The following is a 16,432-nucleotide window of genomic DNA, read 5'->3' as shown; positions in this document are numbered from 1 at the left end:
CACACAACAAATGTTATTGATTTCTGAATAACATTTTAAGGCGTCTCAACCGTGTGACGGTAAAATGCCCGCATCGCTGTGGGCATTTCGAGAAGCCTTGAGTTCACCTTTTATTTGGACGGAGCCTGATGCTCCACCGTATCCAGAACGCGGCTCAACTTGATGGCAAGCAGCGTACAGATGGCACCAGAAATAAGGTAACCGCCGATGAAGATGATCCCGAACTTCGTTGCAAGGCCTAGCGCCACGAGCGGGGCGAAACCTGCACCCACCAGCCACGCAAGGTCGGAAGTCAGGGCCGAACCGGTGTAGCGATAGGCCTGGCCGAAACGGGCCGAAACCGCGCCCGATGCCTGACCGAAAGATAGGCCAAGGATGCCGAAACCAATGATGATGAACGCATCCTGACCCTTGCTGCCAGCGTTCAGCAGGAAGGGAGCAGTGAAGCTGAAGATGGCGATAATGATGGCGCCCACCATCAACTGGCTGCGGCGACCGATCAAATCCGCGAGGAGACCGGAAAGGATCACTGCACCAAGACCGACAGCCGCCCCAAAGATCTGCACGAAGAGGAAATCTCCCGCAGACTGCCCTCCCGTCAGCGTCACCCAGCTGAGCGGGAAAATCGTGACAAGGTGAAACATGGCAAAGCTCGCCAAGGGCACGAAGGCGCCAAGCAAGATATCACGGCCGTGCACGGCAATGGTTTCCGATACAGGTCGAGGACGCAGCTCGCTGTTTTCAAATTGCTTGCCGAATTCCGGGCTTGCCACAATGCGGAGGCGGGCAAAGAGAGCTACAACGTTAATGGCGAACGCTACGAAAAACGGGAAGCGCCATCCCCAAGACAGAAAGTCGGCACTGTTGAGGTTAGAGTAGAAATATCCGAACAGGGCGCTCGCCAGAGCAAAGCCGAAAGGCGCGCCAAGCTGCGGGATCATTGCATACCATCCACGATGCTTTTGCGGCGCGCTCATGGCCAGAAGAGATGCCATGCCATCCCAGGCACCGCCCAGCGCAAATCCCTGGCCAAGACGGAAGATGGCAAGAAGCAGCACAGCCCAAACGCCGAGTGAGTCGTACCCTTGCAAAAAGGCCATTGCAGCTGTGGATCCGCCGAGAAGGAAAAGCGCCATCGTCAGCTTGGTTCCGCGGCCATGTCGACGGTCGATCCACATAAAGAACAGCGAACCCACGGGGCGGGCAATGAAAGCGAGCGAGAACACGGCAAAGGACATAAGTGTCGCAGTGACGGGATCGCCGGCAAATGAGAAAATCAGCCTTGGGAAGACAAGAACCGAAGCGATGCCGTAAACAAAGAAATCGAAAAATTCGGACATGCGGCCGATAATGACGCCGATCGCGATACTGCCGGGCGATAGCGGCTTGTCATCGTGCATCTGCCGCGCGTCCCGCTCGAATGCCGCAGATGTCGGATTACTGGCTATACTCATCAATGCAATTCCTCCTTTGCGTTGACTTGCCTCCTTGGAAGAACAGCATGATCCATATCTCGTTCTAATCAAGCAAATTTCGTTGAGCGCTCCAAATTTCACGAAAAATGCGTTGAGAGACCTGTCTATATGGAATATCCGCCCCACATCGCGAAGGACCCGCTGAACAGTCCTGTTATCCGATTGTTCAACCCGCGTAACTAGAAACGGGTGGAGCGGCCTGTGGGTTCCTGTTGCGCCGCACGAAAATGTTTTGCACTGCGACGAAAGACCTCATAGGGAGCCTTGCTCCAGTGCTTTAGTCGCAGGTAGACAAAACGCAAATTTCGAACGTTGAAAGATGCCACGGTTGTTAAAGCTCGTTCGCGGCCTTTGTGCCCTCACTCTCCCGCTAGCTCTGGCTGGCTGTAATCTCGTCGTGATGTCGCCGTCTGGCGACATCGCAGCTCAGCAGCGTGACTTGATCGTCGTTTCGACGGTTCTGATGCTGCTGATCATCATTCCGGTTATGTGTCTCACAGTTTATTTCGCCTGGCATTACAGACGTTCGAACGTGAATGCGAAATACGATCCCGAATGGCACCACTCCACGCGCCTCGAAGTGGTGATTTGGTCCGCGCCGCTGGCCATCATCATTGCACTGGGTGCCGTCACCTGGATCAGCACCCACAAGCTTGACCCCTATCGCCCGCTGGATCGCATCGACGCGACCCGCCCAGTTTCGGGCGAAGTGAAGCCGCTGACCGTCGAAGTGGTCGCACTCGATTGGAAATGGCTGTTCATCTATCCGGAGCAGGGGATCGCCACCGTCAACGAGATGGCGGCACCGATCGATCGCCCGATCGAATTCAAGATCACTGCCTCGTCGGTGATGAACTCCTTCTATATCCCCGCCCTTGCCGGCCAGATCTATGCGATGCCGGGCATGCAGACCAAGCTGCACGCCGTCATCAACAAGGAAGGCGAATACGAAGGCTTTTCCGCGAACTACAGCGGTGAAGGCTTCTCGGGCATGCGCTTCAAGTTCCACGGCCTGTCGGAAGACGGGTTCGGACAATGGGTCGCACGTGTGAAGAACCAGGGATCCGCTCTCAATCGCGATGCGTATCTGAAGCTTGAACGGCCGAGCACTCGCAACCCGGTCATGTATTACGCAACTGCGGAAACCGGCCTGTTCGATGCCATCGTCAACCTGTGCGCAAAGCCGGGCCAGATGTGCATGAAGGACATGATGCATGTCGACATGATGGGCGGCGGCGGCAAGGAAAGCGAAGAAAATCGCAAGCGCCTTGAATACGACGCCCGCTTTTCGACGGAAATGGCGCCCGGCGCAACGCATCCGGCCTCCGGCCAGCCTTCGCACAGCAGCCAGGACCCGCAAGGGGTCAACGAGCCGGCATCCGGCAACAACAATGGCCATTCCGGCCACGGTGACCACGCGTCGCATGGCGCTACTCCGGCTCCGGAGCAGCTCAATACAAACACCAAGCCGTGAACCCGGCGAGAGACACAATGGAAACTGCCATGTCCTCTAGTAACAACCTGACGGATTTCATATTCGGGCGGTTGTCGTGGAACGCCCTCCCTTTCCACGAACCGATCCTCGTCGTCACCTTCATCGCAGTGGCGCTGGGCGGCATCGCCGTCGTAGGCGCACTGACCTACTTCCGCCTCTGGGGCTATCTCTGGAAGGAGTGGTTCACCAGCGTCGACCACAAGAAGATCGGCATCATGTATGTCGTTCTCGCTCTGGTCATGCTGATGCGCGGCTTCGCGGACGCGGTCATGATGCGTACGCAGCAGGCGATCGCATTCGGTGCCAACGAAGGCTACCTGCCGCCACACCACTATGACCAGGTGTTCACGGCCCACGGCGTGATCATGATCTTCTTCATGGCCATGCCCTTCGTGACGGGTATCATGAACTATGTCGTGCCGCTGCAGATCGGCGCACGCGACGTTTCCTTCCCCTTCCTGAACAACTTCTCGTTCTGGATGACGACGGCCGGCGCCGTGATCATCATGATGTCGCTGTTCATCGGTGAATTCGCGCGTACCGGCTGGCTGGCCTATCCGCCGCTCTCGGGTGCGGATTATTCGCCGGGGGTTGGTGTAGACTATTACATCTGGGGCCTGCAGGTGGCCGGTGTCGGAACGACGCTTTCAGGTATCAACCTGATCGCGACCATCGTGAAGATGCGCGCTCCCGGCATGACCATGATGAAGATGCCTGTCTTCACCTGGACCTCGCTCTGCACCAACGTCCTGATCGTGGCCACCTTCCCGATCCTGACGGCAACCCTCGTTCTCCTGACCCTTGACCGCTACGTTGGCACGCACTTCTTCACCAACGACCTCGGCGGCAACCCGATGATGTACGTCAACCTCATCTGGATCTGGGGTCACCCGGAAGTCTACATCCTGATCCTGCCGGCCTTCGGCATCTTCTCTGAAGTGGTCGCCAGCTTCACCGGCAAGCGTCTGTTTGGCTATGCCTCGATGGTTTACGCCACCGTCGTCATCACCATTCTGTCCTACCTGGTCTGGCTGCATCACTTCTTCACCATGGGCTCTGGTGCCAGCGTCAACGCCTTCTTCGGCATCACCACGATGATCATCTCGATCCCGACGGGCGCGAAGATGTTCAACTGGCTGTTCACGATGTATCGCGGCCGCATCCGCTACGAGCCGCCCATGCTCTGGACGATCGGCTTCATGCTGACCTTCGTCATCGGCGGCATGACGGGCGTGATGCTCGCCGTTCCTCCGGCTGACTTCGTGCTGCACAACTCGCTGTTCCTGATCGCGCACTTCCATAACGTGATCATCGGCGGCGTCGTGTTCGGCCTGCTGGCTGGCGTGAACTACTGGTTCCCGAAGGCATTCGGGTACAAGCTCGATCCGTTCTGGGGCAAGATGTCCTTCTGGTTCTGGCAGATCGGCTTCTGGTTCGCCTTCGCACCGCTCTACGTGCTCGGCCTGATGGGCGTGACCCGCCGCGTCAACCACTTCGAGGATGCATCCCTGCAGATCTGGTTCGTGATTGCCGCCTTTGGTGCCTTCCTGATCGCGCTCGGCATTGCCTCCTTCGTCATCCAGCTCATCGTCAGCTTCCTGAAGCGCGACCAGTTGCGTGACACCACGGGCGACCCATGGGATGCGCGTACGCTGGAATGGTCGACGTCTTCCCCGCCGCCAGATTACAACTTCGCCTTCACGCCGGTCGTGCATGATCACGATTCATGGTACGACATGAAGCGTCGCGGTTACGTCCGTCCCTTGGAAGGCTTCAAGCCGATCCACATGCCGAAAAACACCGGCACGGGCGTCATCCTGTCGGGCCTCAGCGTGGCACTGGCCTTCGGTCTGATCTGGTACATGTGGTGGCTGGCTGCGCTGTCCTTCCTCGGCATCATCGTCGTGGCGATCGCGCATACCTTCAACTACAAGCGTGACTTCTACATTCCGGTTGAAACCGTCACCACGACGGAAAATGCCCGGACGAAACAGCTCGCGGAACAGGCCTAAGCACCATGAGTAACACCCATGCCGTTTCGGCCGACAAGCCGGAATTCTACCTGACGGAAGAGCATCATCCGGAAAGCAGCACCATGCTGGGCTTCTGGATCTACCTGATGAGCGACTGCCTGATGTTCGCAGTCCTCTTCGTCACCTATGCTGTGCTCGGCCGCAATTATGCGGCCGGCCCTGCGCCGGCCGACCTGTTCGACCTGAAGCTGGTGGCCATCAACACCGCCATGCTGCTCTTCTCCTCCATCACCTATGGCTTTGCCATGCTGCGAATGGAAAAGAACGACAGAAGCGGCACGCTGCTCTGGTTGTTCGTCACCGGCATCTTCGGCGCGATCTTCCTGGCGCTCGAACTCTACGAGTTCAACCACCTGATCCACGAGGGTGCAGGTCCGGACCGCAGCGCGTTCCTCTCCATCTTCTTCACGCTGGTGGGTACGCACGGTCTGCACGTCACCTTCGGCACGATCTGGCTGATCACGCTGATGGTGCAGGTTGCCAAGTTCGGCCTCGTCGAAGCCAACCGCCGCCGCCTGATGTGCCTTTCCATGTTCTGGCACTTCCTTGACGTCATCTGGATCGGCGTCTTCTCCATCGTCTACCTGCTGGGAGTCCTCGGATGAGCTCGCACCCTGAAGCCCCCGCGCACGAAAGTGCCCACAACACGCATCATGCGCACAGCCACGGGCATGAAGCCGCGCACGGCTCCTTCAAGAGCTATATGACCGGTTTCATTCTGTCGGTGATCCTGACGGCCATTCCCTTCTGGCTTGTCATGAACAATGTCATCGACAGCAAGGCTGCGACCGCCTCGATCATCATGATCCTGGGCGCAGTGCAGGTCGTGGTTCACATGATCTACTTCCTGCACATGAACGCCAAGTCGGAAGGCGGCTGGACCATGCTGGCCCTGATCTTCACGATCATCATCGTGGTCATTGCCATGGCGGGTTCGCTCTGGGTCATGCATCATCTGAATGCCAACATGATGCCGATGAGCCCCGAAATGATGAAGAACATGCCCTGACGGGTATGACAGGGCGGCACGAAAGTGCCGCCCTTCTTGTATGAGCTGACTGCTGAACTCCATGACCTCCCAAGCCCCCGCACCTGCCCGCAAGCCGCGCATCGGCCTCGCCATTTTCATGGCCTTCATGACCCTGGTCTTTTCAGGCCTGGGTATCTGGCAGATCGAGAGGCTGTTCTGGAAGCTGGACCTCATTGCCCGCGTCGCGGCCCGTGTTTCGGCACCGGCGGTCCCGGCACCCGGTCCTGCGGACTGGAACAGCATTTCGGCGGACAATGCGGAATACCGCCGCGTCACCGCGAGCGGAATCTTCCAGAGCGACAGGGAAGTGCTGGTTCAGGCGGTGACCGAACGTGGCCCCGGTTTCTGGGTGGTAACACCGCTTCTGACTTCCGACCGCGGCACCATCCTGATCAATCGTGGCTTTGTCCCGCAGGAGAAGCGGGATGCCGCATCCCGCCCGGAAGGTCAGTCGACGGATAATGTCACCGTCACCGGCCTGCTCCGGATCACCGAGCCTGGCGGAGCATTCCTCCGCTCCAATGATCCGGCAAACGGGCGCTGGTATTCGCGGGATGTGCAGGCCATCGCAAAACAGCAGGCGCTTTCAAACACCGCGCCTTATTTCATCGACGCAGATGCCACCCCCAATCCGGGTGGTTATCCTGTCGGTGGCCTTACCGTCATTCAATTCCGTAACAGCCATTTGGTCTATGCGCTGACGTGGTTTGGTCTTGCGATCATGTCGCTTGCTGCTGCCAGCTATCTTTGGCGCCGTCGCAACCGGATCGCCACGACCGAAGAATAATACCAAATCTCGATGATAGGAACCGATTGCGTGGGACCGGAGGCCTTCATCCGGCAAGGAGCATACCGGAGAGCGATGCTCCCGCATCGGTCGAGGATTGCGACAAAGTCGGTGAAGGATTTCCGGCCCATCCGGAGGACCGGGCGCTTTAGGCCTCCGGACGTCGTCGAAAATCCGCGCCGGACCAACGGGTCCGACTGTGGTTTTCTCCTCGCCGGAAACCAAAATCGCTCCGGCGCAATCGATTCCTATCATCGAGATTTGGTATAAGGCGTTATGCCGGAACCCTCGCCTGCCTGTCCTGTTGGATCTCGACACGGAAAGGCAGGCATGATGGCAAAAGATCCTGAAAACGACCCGATCACGGCTCCCGAGGATAGTTATTCGAAGCGGCAGCAAAAGCGGCGCGGCGGTCGAGGCCTCGTTTCATTCTTTATTATATATACGCTGGCGGCCTTCGGGCTCTATCTCGTTATCGTTCTCTTTGGCGTCATCCGCTCCTCATGAAAAAGGCCGCGATCGCTCGCGGCCCGCAGAAAATCAGCCCGAAAAGTGTGGTCAGGCCATGGCCGGCTCATCCGCACTGTTGGGAGCATAACGTGCACGAAAACGTTCCGGCGCACCGGGATCGGCATATTTCGGAAGCTCGTCCATATCCGTCTTGTTGAGGATCACGCCGGCCGTCTTCGAGGAGATGGACGGTTCGGCATCCATGAGGCTGCGGATGAGCTTGACCGGGGTTTCACCCCATTCCGCCACCCAGACGAAGGCATCGACATGATGCGCGAAAGCCTTGGCATCGATGGAAGGCACCAGCGGCGCAAGATCCACCACCACGTAATCAAACTTGCCGCCCACGGTTTCCATCAGGCGCGTCATGTCGGCGGAAGCAAGTAGCTCGCTGGTATGCGGCATCGCCTTGTTGGGCGAGGCGATCGGCAGGATCGCGAGATTGGCGGTCGGCTCCAGCGTGATGGCGCTGGTCCAGGGGGCCTCGCCGCGCAACACCTCCATCAGCCCATTCAGGGGTTCTGCGCCGAGGATGCCACTCGAACCACCATCGTGCGGATCGGCATCCAAGAGAAGTGTGCGCTTGTTCATCGAACCGAGCAGCACGGCCAGATTAGCGGCAATTGTGGACTTGCCTTCTCCAGGCAGAGCGGAAATGACAGCAATCACGCGGCAGCTTCGTCCAGGCAGCGCCAGATCGCAGGCAAGTTTTGTGTTGCGCAGCGTTTCGGTAAAGCCGGAGCGCGGATATTCGGCAGTCACCCGCCGCAGCTTCTCATTGAAGCTCTTCTTGGCATCCTCCGGAACACCCCCTGTTCCGCCGCCGGCCTTGACGAGCGCATTGCGCGACTTGTCAGTTTCTGCAAGCGCTGCCTTCGTCGAGGCCGAGAGAAGCGGCAGATAACCGAGGAAGCGCAGGCCCAGCTGGCTTCGCACATCCTGGCCGACCCGCAGCGAACGTTCCTTCAGTTCCAGAACCGTCGCGATGCCACCACCGACAAAAAGGCCAAGCACGATCGATAGAGCCATGGTCAGCGTCTTGCGTGGGCTGGACGGCGCAGAAGGGATGCCGGCGGAGGAAATGACACGCGCCTTGGCAATCGGGAAGGAGCGCTGCTGCAACGCCTGTTCGAACCGGTCCAGATAGGTCTGGTACAGTGCCTTGAGCGACGTCGCCTTCTGCTCCAGTTCGCGCAGCTGGACGAGGGACACATTTGCCTCGGAATTGCGGCCCGCGACACGGTCGATGCTGTCGCGCAACGATTTCTCACGCGAACCTGCCACCTCGGCATCATTGCGGAAACCGGAGGTCAGCTGCTGAAGCTCGCGGTAGATCTGCTGGCCGATCTGCGACTTCTCGCTCTCCAGCATTTTCGCCTGCGGATGATCGGCACCGAACTGATCCACAACGCCGCGTTCGCGCTCGGCTGTCGCCACATAGCGCTTGCGCAGGTCCTGGATAACCGTGTTGTCCGTATCGCGGGAGGAGACGATGGCGTTGTTGACGGCGGCATCCTGCCCCTGGTCAACAATTGCCTTGTATTGCTGGTAGCGGGCGGTCGCTGTCGCGGCATCCGCCTGCGCCACGATCAACTGGCTGGTGAGATCGGAAAGCTGCTGCGCCGAGAGAAGTTCGCCGCGCGGCGAAATCAAACCGTGGTCGATCTTGTATTTCTCGACCGCCATGGATGCTTCCTGCGAGCGGTTGTTGAGTTCGGTCAGACGCTCCTGCAGCCAATTGGAGGCGCGTTCTGTCGCCTCAAAATTCGCGTTCAGCTGTTCGGAGACGTAAGCCTCCGCATAGGCCCGCGCGATCCGAGCCGACAGTTGCGGCGTGGACGATTTGACCGAAACCGCGATAACGGAACTGCGCCCGACGCGGTCGGCTTCCAGCGCCTGCTGCAACATGGCAGCTGCCTTTTCGCGCCGCCCGTTGCGAGCATCAGCCTCGGATACCGTGGGGCCACCGCGTTTCACCAGCGCCAGGATGCTTTTGACCGAATCCTTTGCCAACGCAATCGGAGAGGCGGGCGGATTGAGGAAGGTATCGTTATCCGCAAGGCCCGCCTCATCCGTCACCCGCAGCGCCAGGGCCTTGGACTTGAGGATCTCGACAGCGCTTGCGATGCGGTTGTCGATCTGCTGGGCAGACTGCGCATTCTGCTCCTCCTCCGCATAGCGAGAGAGGTTTTCGTCGATCAGGATCTGCGTCATCGCCGTATAGGTGGAGGGTGTCACAAGCAAGTAGGCGCCGGCCAGCACCATGGCCACGACGACGCAGATGCCAATCAGTTTCAGGCGGCGCATCACGATCGTGAACAGCCGGTCCAAATCAATGAAGCTATCGGTTTCCCTGGGAGCGCCCGGATATGTGGTCGTCGTGCGGAAGTTGATTTGATCCATCATGAAGATCCTTCTGAGCCCAGACGATCAGCCAGCTGATCGGGAAGACGCCTTTGTGAGACGCGGTGTTGGCTGGATGATCCGGCGCATCCGCGCCGCAATCGGCATTTTGAGATGACGGAGTGCCGCCGGATGTTTCAGCGCAATCCGCAGGCAATCGCCCGCGGACCTTTTCTTGATCGCCTCCACCAGCGCCAGGAAGGCATCCGCCTCCACCAGACTGCGGCTGCGCCGCCCTTGCGCGGCAGCGGCCTTGGCGTCCAAGGGGTAGCGGGCAACGAAGCTACTATCGGCCTCGATCATGGCACGCACATGCCGCGGTTCCAGTACGCGTGATATCGAGCCTTCGCGGATATGGTAGACATAGCCGACCGAGGGTTCGATGGCGCACCGTCCGCCGCTGGCAAGCGCGGAGGCGAGAAGCAGATAATCCTCGCCTATCCTCAGGCTCTCATCGAAGCGCAGACCCAACCGGTTCAGAAACGCGCGCTCGAACATCGGCTTCATGTAGCCAAAGTTATAGGTGGAGCGGAAAATGACATTGGAGTCGATGAAGTCGGCCAGGGTCAGCATCTCGCGCTTCTGCAGTTCCCGCTCGGAGAACATGACGTCGCGCGGCGCGCCGGGCTTCACCACCTGAAGATTATCGACAACGATCTCGGCAGACTTTGCACCGGCACAGGCGATCATGGCAGCGGTGCGATGCGGCAGGATCTCATCATCGGAATCGAGAACCGCGATCCAGCGCCCACGCGCCGCTTCGATGCCGGCATTGCGGGCCGCACCTGGGCCGGAATTGACCGGCAGTTCGACCAGTCGAACGCGCGGGTCGCCATAGTAGCGGACAAGCTCCGCCGTACCATCCGTCGAGCGGTCATCCACCACAATCACTTCCAAAGTGACGCCCACCTGGGTCAGCGCACTCTCCAGCGTGCGGGCAATGGTTTCGCGCGCATTATATGCGGCGACCACGAAGCTGACATCCGGCATTGCATCCAAGCTCATGCTGCCTCCACCGAACCATACTGACGAATTTCCCGCATGCCCATGATGCCGCTAATGGCGCCCAGATGAAGGACACCCCGCAGGGCATAGCGGTTGCGTTCGATCGGCGAGAGAAGATAGGCCGCAGAACCCAGAAGGCAAAAAGCCGCCTTTGCACCAGCAAGTGCCGCCTGCGAAAGCCGACCGACCGTTGAGTTTTTAGCACCGACAATCCGCCCATGCGTCTGGCCGGAGCGGAAGCGCCGCTTCATCAGCCAGCCGAAGCGCGCCCGCTTTTCCGGTACCGGTTCCAGCACCAGAGCCTTTTCCGCAAAGGCAATGCGCCCGCCGGCATCAGTCACCTGCGTAAAGAAATGGGTGTCCTCTCCACCACTCTGCCCGAGGCTGAGCGCGAACCGCCGACCGCGAATGCGCGGGGAGCGCAGGTCGAGCAGCACATTGCAGGTATAACCCGTGCGGATAGAGCGATCGACAAAGACCGGCAGAGTGGAATGGAAATCGCCCACCCGCATCCAGGCCGGAGCCCGGTCATCATAGACTGCCTGAACAGGCCCCAGAACCGCATCCGCCGCCGTGTGAGAGGCCGTCTCCAGCAATTGCGAAAGCCATTCGACGCTTGCCGTTTCGTCATCGTCGATGAAAGCGAGATAGTCGGCGCGGCTGGCGGACAGGCAGGCATTGCGCGCAATCGAAATATTGGATTTCGGGCAATGCACATAGAAGATGTCGAACGGCGAGCGAGCGCGCAAACTCTCGACCAGCGCCTCCGCGCTTGGCACCTCATCATTGTCAGCAACGATAATGCGCACCTTCACGCCCGCTGGAACGAGAAGCTGAAAAAGCGACGCCAGGGTCGCCTCCAGTTCCGACCGTCGAAAGGTGCAGACACCGATATCGACCCGCACGACGGATTGATCCCGCCCATCCATCATGCCGCTGCCCTCCGGGGTTTGATCTTCAACAGTTCCAACCAGAAGCCCGCAGACCAGGCGAGATGCATGATCATGGCCGAAAGTGCCGCAAGCGGCCCGTAAGCGTTGCGCTCGGACAACGCGATCCAGACGCCGTAACCGAGGCAGGCAACAACCCATACGATCAACGGTACCGCCGCTGCCCAATGGAGCACGGCGAGCAACGCGCCCACGACGACAGGCAGCACGGCAAGCGGAATGGCCTGCCTGAGCTTCGGGATGGACCGATGCTTCAAAAGATTGCGGGCGCGCCCTCGGCCATAGCCGAGATATTGGCGAAACAGCGGATAGGGCGCAGAGCGTGGGTAATAGACCATATAGGTCTTGGCGGTCATCCAGATGCGGAAGCCCGACTTGCGCAGACGAAAATCCAGTTCCGCATCTTCATTGTGGGTGAAGGTTTCATCGTATCCCCCCACCTGGCGGAAGGCGGAAATGCGCATCAGCGCATGATGCCCATGATCGATCCAGTGACCGGAGGCGCCGGCCCGATGCTTTGAGCCACCATTGCCGAGCTTGGAATTCTGGGCGACAGCGGTTGCCTTCTGGAATACGCCAAACCCGACCGTCTTCATGCCGACGACGACCGAGTCGGCCCCGGTATCCACCGCCTCCTGCAGCAGCGCCTGACAGTAGTCATCAGGGTAATCGCCATGCGCGTCGATACGGATCAGGTAGTCCCTGCCCGCGCCGAATTTTTCCACCGCCAGATTGACCGCTGCACTTTGAATGCGTTTCGGATTGTTGAGAAGTTCAAGCCCCTCGATCTCCTCCATCAGCCGCGTCACGATCGGACGCGTACCGTCGCTGCTGCCGCCATCCGCAACGACGATCAGCATGTCCTGGTTTCCCCGGTTTGCGGCAATCTTGCGCAGGATACGCTCGATGTTGCGCGCCTCGTTCAGGCAGGGAATGATGATCAGGGCTTTCATGTCAGGCAGGATCGGAGACGACATACTTTAACCTTCCGATTGCAGGGTGGACGTGAGGGTGAGATCCGGCTGCGCAGCATCGCGCACGCCAAGCAGGGAAAGCTGGCGCACAAGAGCCACGCAATCAGAGGGGCCAGTGACCCAGTGGGCGCGGTCCACACGGGCGAGGCTCTCGAAGAGATCCGTATAGGCGTCAGCGTTCATCGCGCTGAAATGCGCATGAAGTTCTTCGGGGTTGGCGCGCTCCATGAGCAGCCCGAGGCTGCGGCTGCCCAGATATCGACCCGTCTCGGTCGATTGAAGCGCGATCGGTATGGCGCCATGCAGCGAGCCTTCATACAGCCGGTTGGGCAGCAGCCAGCTCGAGTTCAACCCTTCCTCGAAGAAGTCGATCGCCCAGACGAACTGGACCTCGCGGTAGATCTCCGCCAGATCCTCCGGGTTTTTGTAGGCGCCGTGAAAGCGGACATGCGGAGAAGCCGCCACCAGTGAATTAAAGTCGGCGAATTCCCGGGGTGACGGTCGCCCCCGAATAATGATTTCGACGCGACCTTCCATGCGCGCGGCAAACTCGGCCAGGATGCGGAAGGATTTGGCGCAACGGATCGCACCAAACCAGCCGATCCGCCAGGGCTCGCCGGGCGCCGGCGGGCGAAGCCGCGGCTTGCCCTCCCCTGCCGGTGACTGCAGCTCAAGTACCTTGTTCTCAAGCAGCAATGTCGGAAGGTGGAGACCGGAACGCGTGTTGAAATAATGCTCGATAAAGGCCGGTGAACTGGTGATCAGCAAGGATGCGCCCCGGCCAAAACTGGCTTCCGCTCCCCGCAGCAAGCGCCCTTTGATGCCATCGTCCAGCAGAAGCCGGTGGATATCCAGACATTCGTAGACAACAGGCACGCCGCCAAAGAAGGATGAGGCTCCTTTTGAAAGGGCCAGCATTTCCAGGTTGCGGGCAATGATGACATCAGGTTTCTCAATGCCGCGAAGAAGCCGCCCAAGGGACAGACGAGCCTTGAGAACTGCCGCGATACGTTGACCAAGCCTGCCATCGGCGGTGCGCCCCAGCAAAATGCTCCTGACCTCAGCCTCGCCTTGCAGAAGATTATCCTTGCGCTGGAAACCGGCGACCGTGACACGGGCACCGCCGGCTTGCAGCGTGACGACACGCCGGCGGACCGCGGCATCCGAAAGGTCATGGGCGAGGTAAAGAACATTCAGGTTCAAACGACGCTACTCCTGTCTCAGCCTTCATCGGGGCGATGCAAAGAGAAAGATCCGACCCGTGCGATACGGGTCAGTTCGTGGTGCAGAGCACGGATTCGGGGAAACGGCAGCTTTCGCCCAGCTTGGTGAAGGCGATGCGATCCACCTCCATCTGAACCGGCCCGTTATAGGCAAAGGTGCCCATCCAATCCTTCAGCGTGTCGGTGCCCCAAAGGCTTGCGAAGATCTTCTGCGGGTTGGTCGGGATTTTCGCCTTGTCGGTGACGTCCTGGACCAGCTTGCCGTTCACGAAAAACCGCAGCCGGTTTTCTTCCCAGATGAAGGCGTAATCATTGTAAGCCTTGTCCGCACCACCTGCGACCGGCACAAGCTTCTCATTGCCGGCCTTGCCATTAATATACTGGTTGACCTGCACTTGGGCCGTATTCTTGCCCAGCACTTCGAAGTCGATCTCGTCATGCGGCTTCTTGTCGGTCGGGCCGATATAGCTGAAGAAGGCAGAGTTGAGCCCCGAACCCGTCGCAGCCTTCATGCGGATTTCATAGGTGCCATAGCTGAACCGCTTTAGGGTCTGGATTTCGCCGCAGGCATATTGGCGATCCTTCACATCAGCGGCCTGGAAGGTGAGCACGAGGCGACCGTTTTCGACCTTCACCGCGTCCTTGGACCACTGGCAGTTCTGATGACCGCCATTGTTCCAGCCATCGGAAATGTACCAGATCGATGGATCCAACCGATCGAAGTTTTCCACGAAGGAGCTGCCGAGTGGCTCCTGCGCGGACGCAGAACCAGACAAGAGAAGAAGACCAAGGCTAAGGGTGGGGAAAATGGTCCGGGACATGCCGTGAAGATGGGACATCATTCACCTCCAATCTTTCGGAACTGCGTGGGAATCGTCACGTTTGTGCGGCGATGAAGGGCTACCTTCGAGGAACAAGGCACCATCGACAGCATCACGACAAGCGGGCTGCTCATCGGCGTGCAACGGGAGGATATGCTCTGACCTGCGGTCATATCGTGTACCCCTCTTGAGCCGCGCCTCCCCTCGCGACCGGTTGTCGTCTACAGCAGACTCACTTCAGAACTTGCTGAAAAGCATGCTGCCCAGTTTCGTGGAAAATGTGGCAGTGCAGCAAAATCTCAAGTACCTATCAGATTTGTGCCCTCTCCGCTCTGTTCGCAGGCTTGAACATTTCCCGCAACTGCCCTTGGCGCCAAGGACTTCGCAAGGGAAGCCTTTTCAGAAATTTTATGATAAGGTATCAGTAAAAAATGGACTATGTAAATGGTCGTGCGGAATTCGGAGCCGCTTCCGGTTCAAATGCGGCGAAACCGGGACGGACGAAAGAGGACTTGAGGGCGGATGAGAGCGGGGCAGACGTCAAACTTCAGCCTTAAAGCTGGCTCTGTCTCTGCCCTGCTTGGGAGAAGACACGCCATCTTGACGATGAGGAGAGACGAAACAGATATCCACAGGGTACCGGTGTCGGGAGGAAACTGGTGCTGAACTGCCGCTCAAACGCGGGTGCGGGAAAACGTCATCCCTCGCCTGAACTTTCCAGAGACAGTGGGGCGACATATGGCAACATTTACGATCATCATCCCGTTTTACCAGAAGCAGGAAGGCGTGCTGGGGCGCGCCCTGCAATCGATCTTCCAGCAGACCTACCAGGATTTCGAGGTCATCGTCGTTGATGACGAATCACCTTTCCCCGCGGAACGGGAATTGGAAAAGCTGCCGCCGGAACAGTTGGACAAGGTTCGGCTTATCAAGCAACTGAACGCAGGCCCTGGCGGCGCACGCAACACGGGTTTGGACAATGTACCAACGGATACCCGCTATGTCGCGCTGCTTGATTCGGATGACATCTGGCTGCCGGATCATCTGAAGAACGCCTATGAGAGCCTCACCGCCTTTGATGGCGATTGTTATTGGGCCTCGATGCAGCCGGATGAGGATTTCTATTACCACTTCGGCATGGCGACGCTCGAAAAGACGGAAGGGGCGGTACGCCTTTCGGAGAAGCCGCTTCTGCTCGAAATCCCCGATCTCGCCAGCACCATGCTGAAGAACTGGAGCTTCCTGCACCTCTCCTGCATGGTGATCGGGCGCCATATCTTCGAGAAGGTGCGCTTTGATCCATCGCTGCGCCTTGCGGCGGAAGACGTGCTGTTCTTCTGCGACTGCATTCTGGCCGCGCGCCGTCCGCTGCTCTGCGACGATGCCGGTGCAAAACGCGGGCGTGGCATCAACATCTTCCACAGTATCGACAACCAGTCGCCGCAGTTCCTGCGCCAGCAGTTCAATACCTGGGTGGCACTCGACACGCTGGAGCAGCGGTTTGCCCGCCGTCCGGCGGATGTCGCATCCATTGCCTCCTACAAAAACACCGCAAGACGGCAGGCACTGTGGAGCCAGGCCGGTCTGGTGAAGCGGAAGAAAATGCCGGATCTCACGCTTCTTGCCCGCTGGGCACTGCGTGATCCGGCTCTCATCCGTGCCGCATTTGAACTGGGTGCCGGCAAACTTAAGCCTGTCGCGGCTGCCGGAAGCTCCCGTTGACGAA

General features: G+C 59.0%; 14 protein-coding genes. 7 read left to right on the top strand and 7 right to left on the bottom strand.

Annotated features, from left to right (window positions below; all coding sequences use genetic code 11):
* Positions 1–110: 110 nt before the first annotated feature.
* Positions 111–1,454: an MFS transporter gene (locus Q2T52_RS19070; protein ID WP_302078420.1), complete on the bottom strand. Its 1,344-nt coding sequence runs from the start codon at positions 1,452–1,454 to the stop codon at positions 111–113.
* 340 nt (positions 1,455–1,794) lie between these two features.
* Between Q2T52_RS19070 and cyoA the strand changes: the two genes are divergently transcribed.
* From cyoA to Q2T52_RS19040, 6 genes are all read left to right on the top strand, one after another.
* Positions 1,795–2,949 carry a ubiquinol oxidase subunit II gene (gene cyoA, locus Q2T52_RS19065; RefSeq protein ID WP_302078419.1) on the top strand — a complete coding sequence of 385 codons (1,155 nt, stop codon included), beginning with the start codon at positions 1,795–1,797 and terminating at the stop codon, positions 2,947–2,949.
* 29 nt (positions 2,950–2,978) lie between these two features.
* Positions 2,979–4,982: a cytochrome o ubiquinol oxidase subunit I gene (gene cyoB / locus Q2T52_RS19060; protein WP_302078418.1), complete on the top strand. Its 2,004-nt coding sequence runs from the start codon at positions 2,979–2,981 to the stop codon at positions 4,980–4,982.
* A gap of 5 nt (positions 4,983–4,987) precedes the next feature.
* Positions 4,988–5,608: a cytochrome o ubiquinol oxidase subunit III gene (cyoC, locus tag Q2T52_RS19055; RefSeq protein WP_302078417.1), complete on the top strand. Its 621-nt coding sequence runs from the start codon at positions 4,988–4,990 to the stop codon at positions 5,606–5,608.
* Positions 5,605–6,012, top strand: coding sequence for a cytochrome o ubiquinol oxidase subunit IV (gene cyoD / locus Q2T52_RS19050; protein ID WP_302078416.1), 408 nt, complete (start codon positions 5,605–5,607; stop codon positions 6,010–6,012). The genes cyoC and cyoD overlap by 4 nt, the downstream gene beginning before the upstream one ends.
* A gap of 61 nt (positions 6,013–6,073) precedes the next feature.
* On the top strand, positions 6,074–6,820 hold the full coding sequence (locus Q2T52_RS19045; RefSeq protein ID WP_302078415.1) for an SURF1 family protein: 747 nt from the start codon (positions 6,074–6,076) through the stop codon (positions 6,818–6,820).
* Between the two features lie 330 nt (positions 6,821–7,150).
* A complete protein-coding gene (locus tag Q2T52_RS19040; RefSeq protein WP_302078414.1) occupies positions 7,151–7,327 on the top strand; it encodes a hypothetical protein in 177 nt (58 codons plus the stop codon).
* Positions 7,328–7,378: 51 nt separating this feature from the next.
* On the opposite strand, the gene Q2T52_RS19035 is transcribed toward Q2T52_RS19040, so the two are convergent.
* The 6 genes from Q2T52_RS19035 to exoK form a co-directional block, all read right to left on the bottom strand.
* Positions 7,379–9,733, bottom strand: coding sequence for a Wzz/FepE/Etk N-terminal domain-containing protein (locus Q2T52_RS19035; protein WP_302078568.1), 2,355 nt, complete (start codon positions 9,731–9,733; stop codon positions 7,379–7,381).
* 27 nt (positions 9,734–9,760) lie between these two features.
* Positions 9,761–10,738 (bottom strand): glycosyltransferase family 2 protein, encoded by a 978-nt coding sequence (locus Q2T52_RS19030; protein WP_302078413.1) that lies wholly within the window; start codon positions 10,736–10,738, stop codon positions 9,761–9,763.
* On the bottom strand, positions 10,735–11,670 hold the full coding sequence (locus Q2T52_RS19025; RefSeq protein ID WP_302078412.1) for a glycosyltransferase family 2 protein: 936 nt from the start codon (positions 11,668–11,670) through the stop codon (positions 10,735–10,737). The genes Q2T52_RS19030 and Q2T52_RS19025 overlap by 4 nt, the downstream gene beginning before the upstream one ends.
* A complete protein-coding gene (locus tag Q2T52_RS19020; protein WP_302078411.1) occupies positions 11,667–12,665 on the bottom strand; it encodes a glycosyltransferase family 2 protein in 999 nt (332 codons plus the stop codon). The genes Q2T52_RS19025 and Q2T52_RS19020 overlap by 4 nt, the downstream gene beginning before the upstream one ends.
* Before the next feature lie 3 nt (positions 12,666–12,668).
* Positions 12,669–13,865 (bottom strand): glycosyltransferase family protein, encoded by a 1,197-nt coding sequence (locus Q2T52_RS19015; RefSeq protein WP_302078410.1) that lies wholly within the window; start codon positions 13,863–13,865, stop codon positions 12,669–12,671.
* Between the two features lie 70 nt (positions 13,866–13,935).
* Positions 13,936–14,706, bottom strand: a complete 771-nt coding sequence (exoK, locus tag Q2T52_RS19010) for an endo-1,3-1,4-beta-glycanase ExoK (protein ID WP_302078567.1) — start codon at positions 14,704–14,706, stop codon at positions 13,936–13,938.
* A gap of 738 nt (positions 14,707–15,444) precedes the next feature.
* On the opposite strand from exoK, the gene Q2T52_RS19005 reads away from it, so the two are divergent.
* Positions 15,445–16,428: a glycosyltransferase family A protein gene (locus tag Q2T52_RS19005; RefSeq protein WP_302078409.1), complete on the top strand. Its 984-nt coding sequence runs from the start codon at positions 15,445–15,447 to the stop codon at positions 16,426–16,428.
* Positions 16,429–16,432 lie beyond the last annotated feature (4 nt).

Origin of the sequence: Rhizobium oryzicola, from assembly GCF_030504645.1 — a bacterium.
Lineage (GTDB): Bacteria > Pseudomonadota > Alphaproteobacteria > Rhizobiales > Rhizobiaceae > Neorhizobium > Neorhizobium oryzicola.
The sequence above is the reverse complement of the archived record's forward strand: the minus strand, read 5'-3'. Positions and strand labels throughout refer to the sequence as shown.

What these genes read in the sequence shown, in the direction of transcription:
- Q2T52_RS19070 (WP_302078420.1), bottom strand. Translation starts at nt 1,454, where the DNA reads ATGAGTATAGCCAGTAATCCGACATCTGCGGCATTCGAGCGGGACGCG.
- cyoA (WP_302078419.1), top strand. Translation starts at nt 1,795, where the DNA reads ATGCCACGGTTGTTAAAGCTCGTTCGCGGCCTTTGTGCCCTCACTCTC.
- cyoB (WP_302078418.1), top strand. Translation starts at nt 2,979, where the DNA reads ATGTCCTCTAGTAACAACCTGACGGATTTCATATTCGGGCGGTTGTCG.
- cyoC (WP_302078417.1), top strand. Translation starts at nt 4,988, where the DNA reads ATGAGTAACACCCATGCCGTTTCGGCCGACAAGCCGGAATTCTACCTG.
- cyoD (WP_302078416.1), top strand. Translation starts at nt 5,605, where the DNA reads ATGAGCTCGCACCCTGAAGCCCCCGCGCACGAAAGTGCCCACAACACG.
- Q2T52_RS19045 (WP_302078415.1), top strand. Translation starts at nt 6,074, where the DNA reads ATGACCTCCCAAGCCCCCGCACCTGCCCGCAAGCCGCGCATCGGCCTC.
- Q2T52_RS19040 (WP_302078414.1), top strand. Translation starts at nt 7,151, where the DNA reads ATGATGGCAAAAGATCCTGAAAACGACCCGATCACGGCTCCCGAGGAT.
- Q2T52_RS19035 (WP_302078568.1), bottom strand. Translation starts at nt 9,733, where the DNA reads ATGGATCAAATCAACTTCCGCACGACGACCACATATCCGGGCGCTCCC.
- Q2T52_RS19030 (WP_302078413.1), bottom strand. Translation starts at nt 10,738, where the DNA reads ATGAGCTTGGATGCAATGCCGGATGTCAGCTTCGTGGTCGCCGCATAT.
- Q2T52_RS19025 (WP_302078412.1), bottom strand. Translation starts at nt 11,670, where the DNA reads ATGATGGATGGGCGGGATCAATCCGTCGTGCGGGTCGATATCGGTGTC.
- Q2T52_RS19020 (WP_302078411.1), bottom strand. Translation starts at nt 12,665, where the DNA reads ATGTCGTCTCCGATCCTGCCTGACATGAAAGCCCTGATCATCATTCCC.
- exoK (WP_302078567.1), bottom strand. Translation starts at nt 14,706, where the DNA reads ATGTCCCGGACCATTTTCCCCACCCTTAGCCTTGGTCTTCTTCTCTTG.
- Q2T52_RS19005 (WP_302078409.1), top strand. Translation starts at nt 15,445, where the DNA reads ATGGCAACATTTACGATCATCATCCCGTTTTACCAGAAGCAGGAAGGC.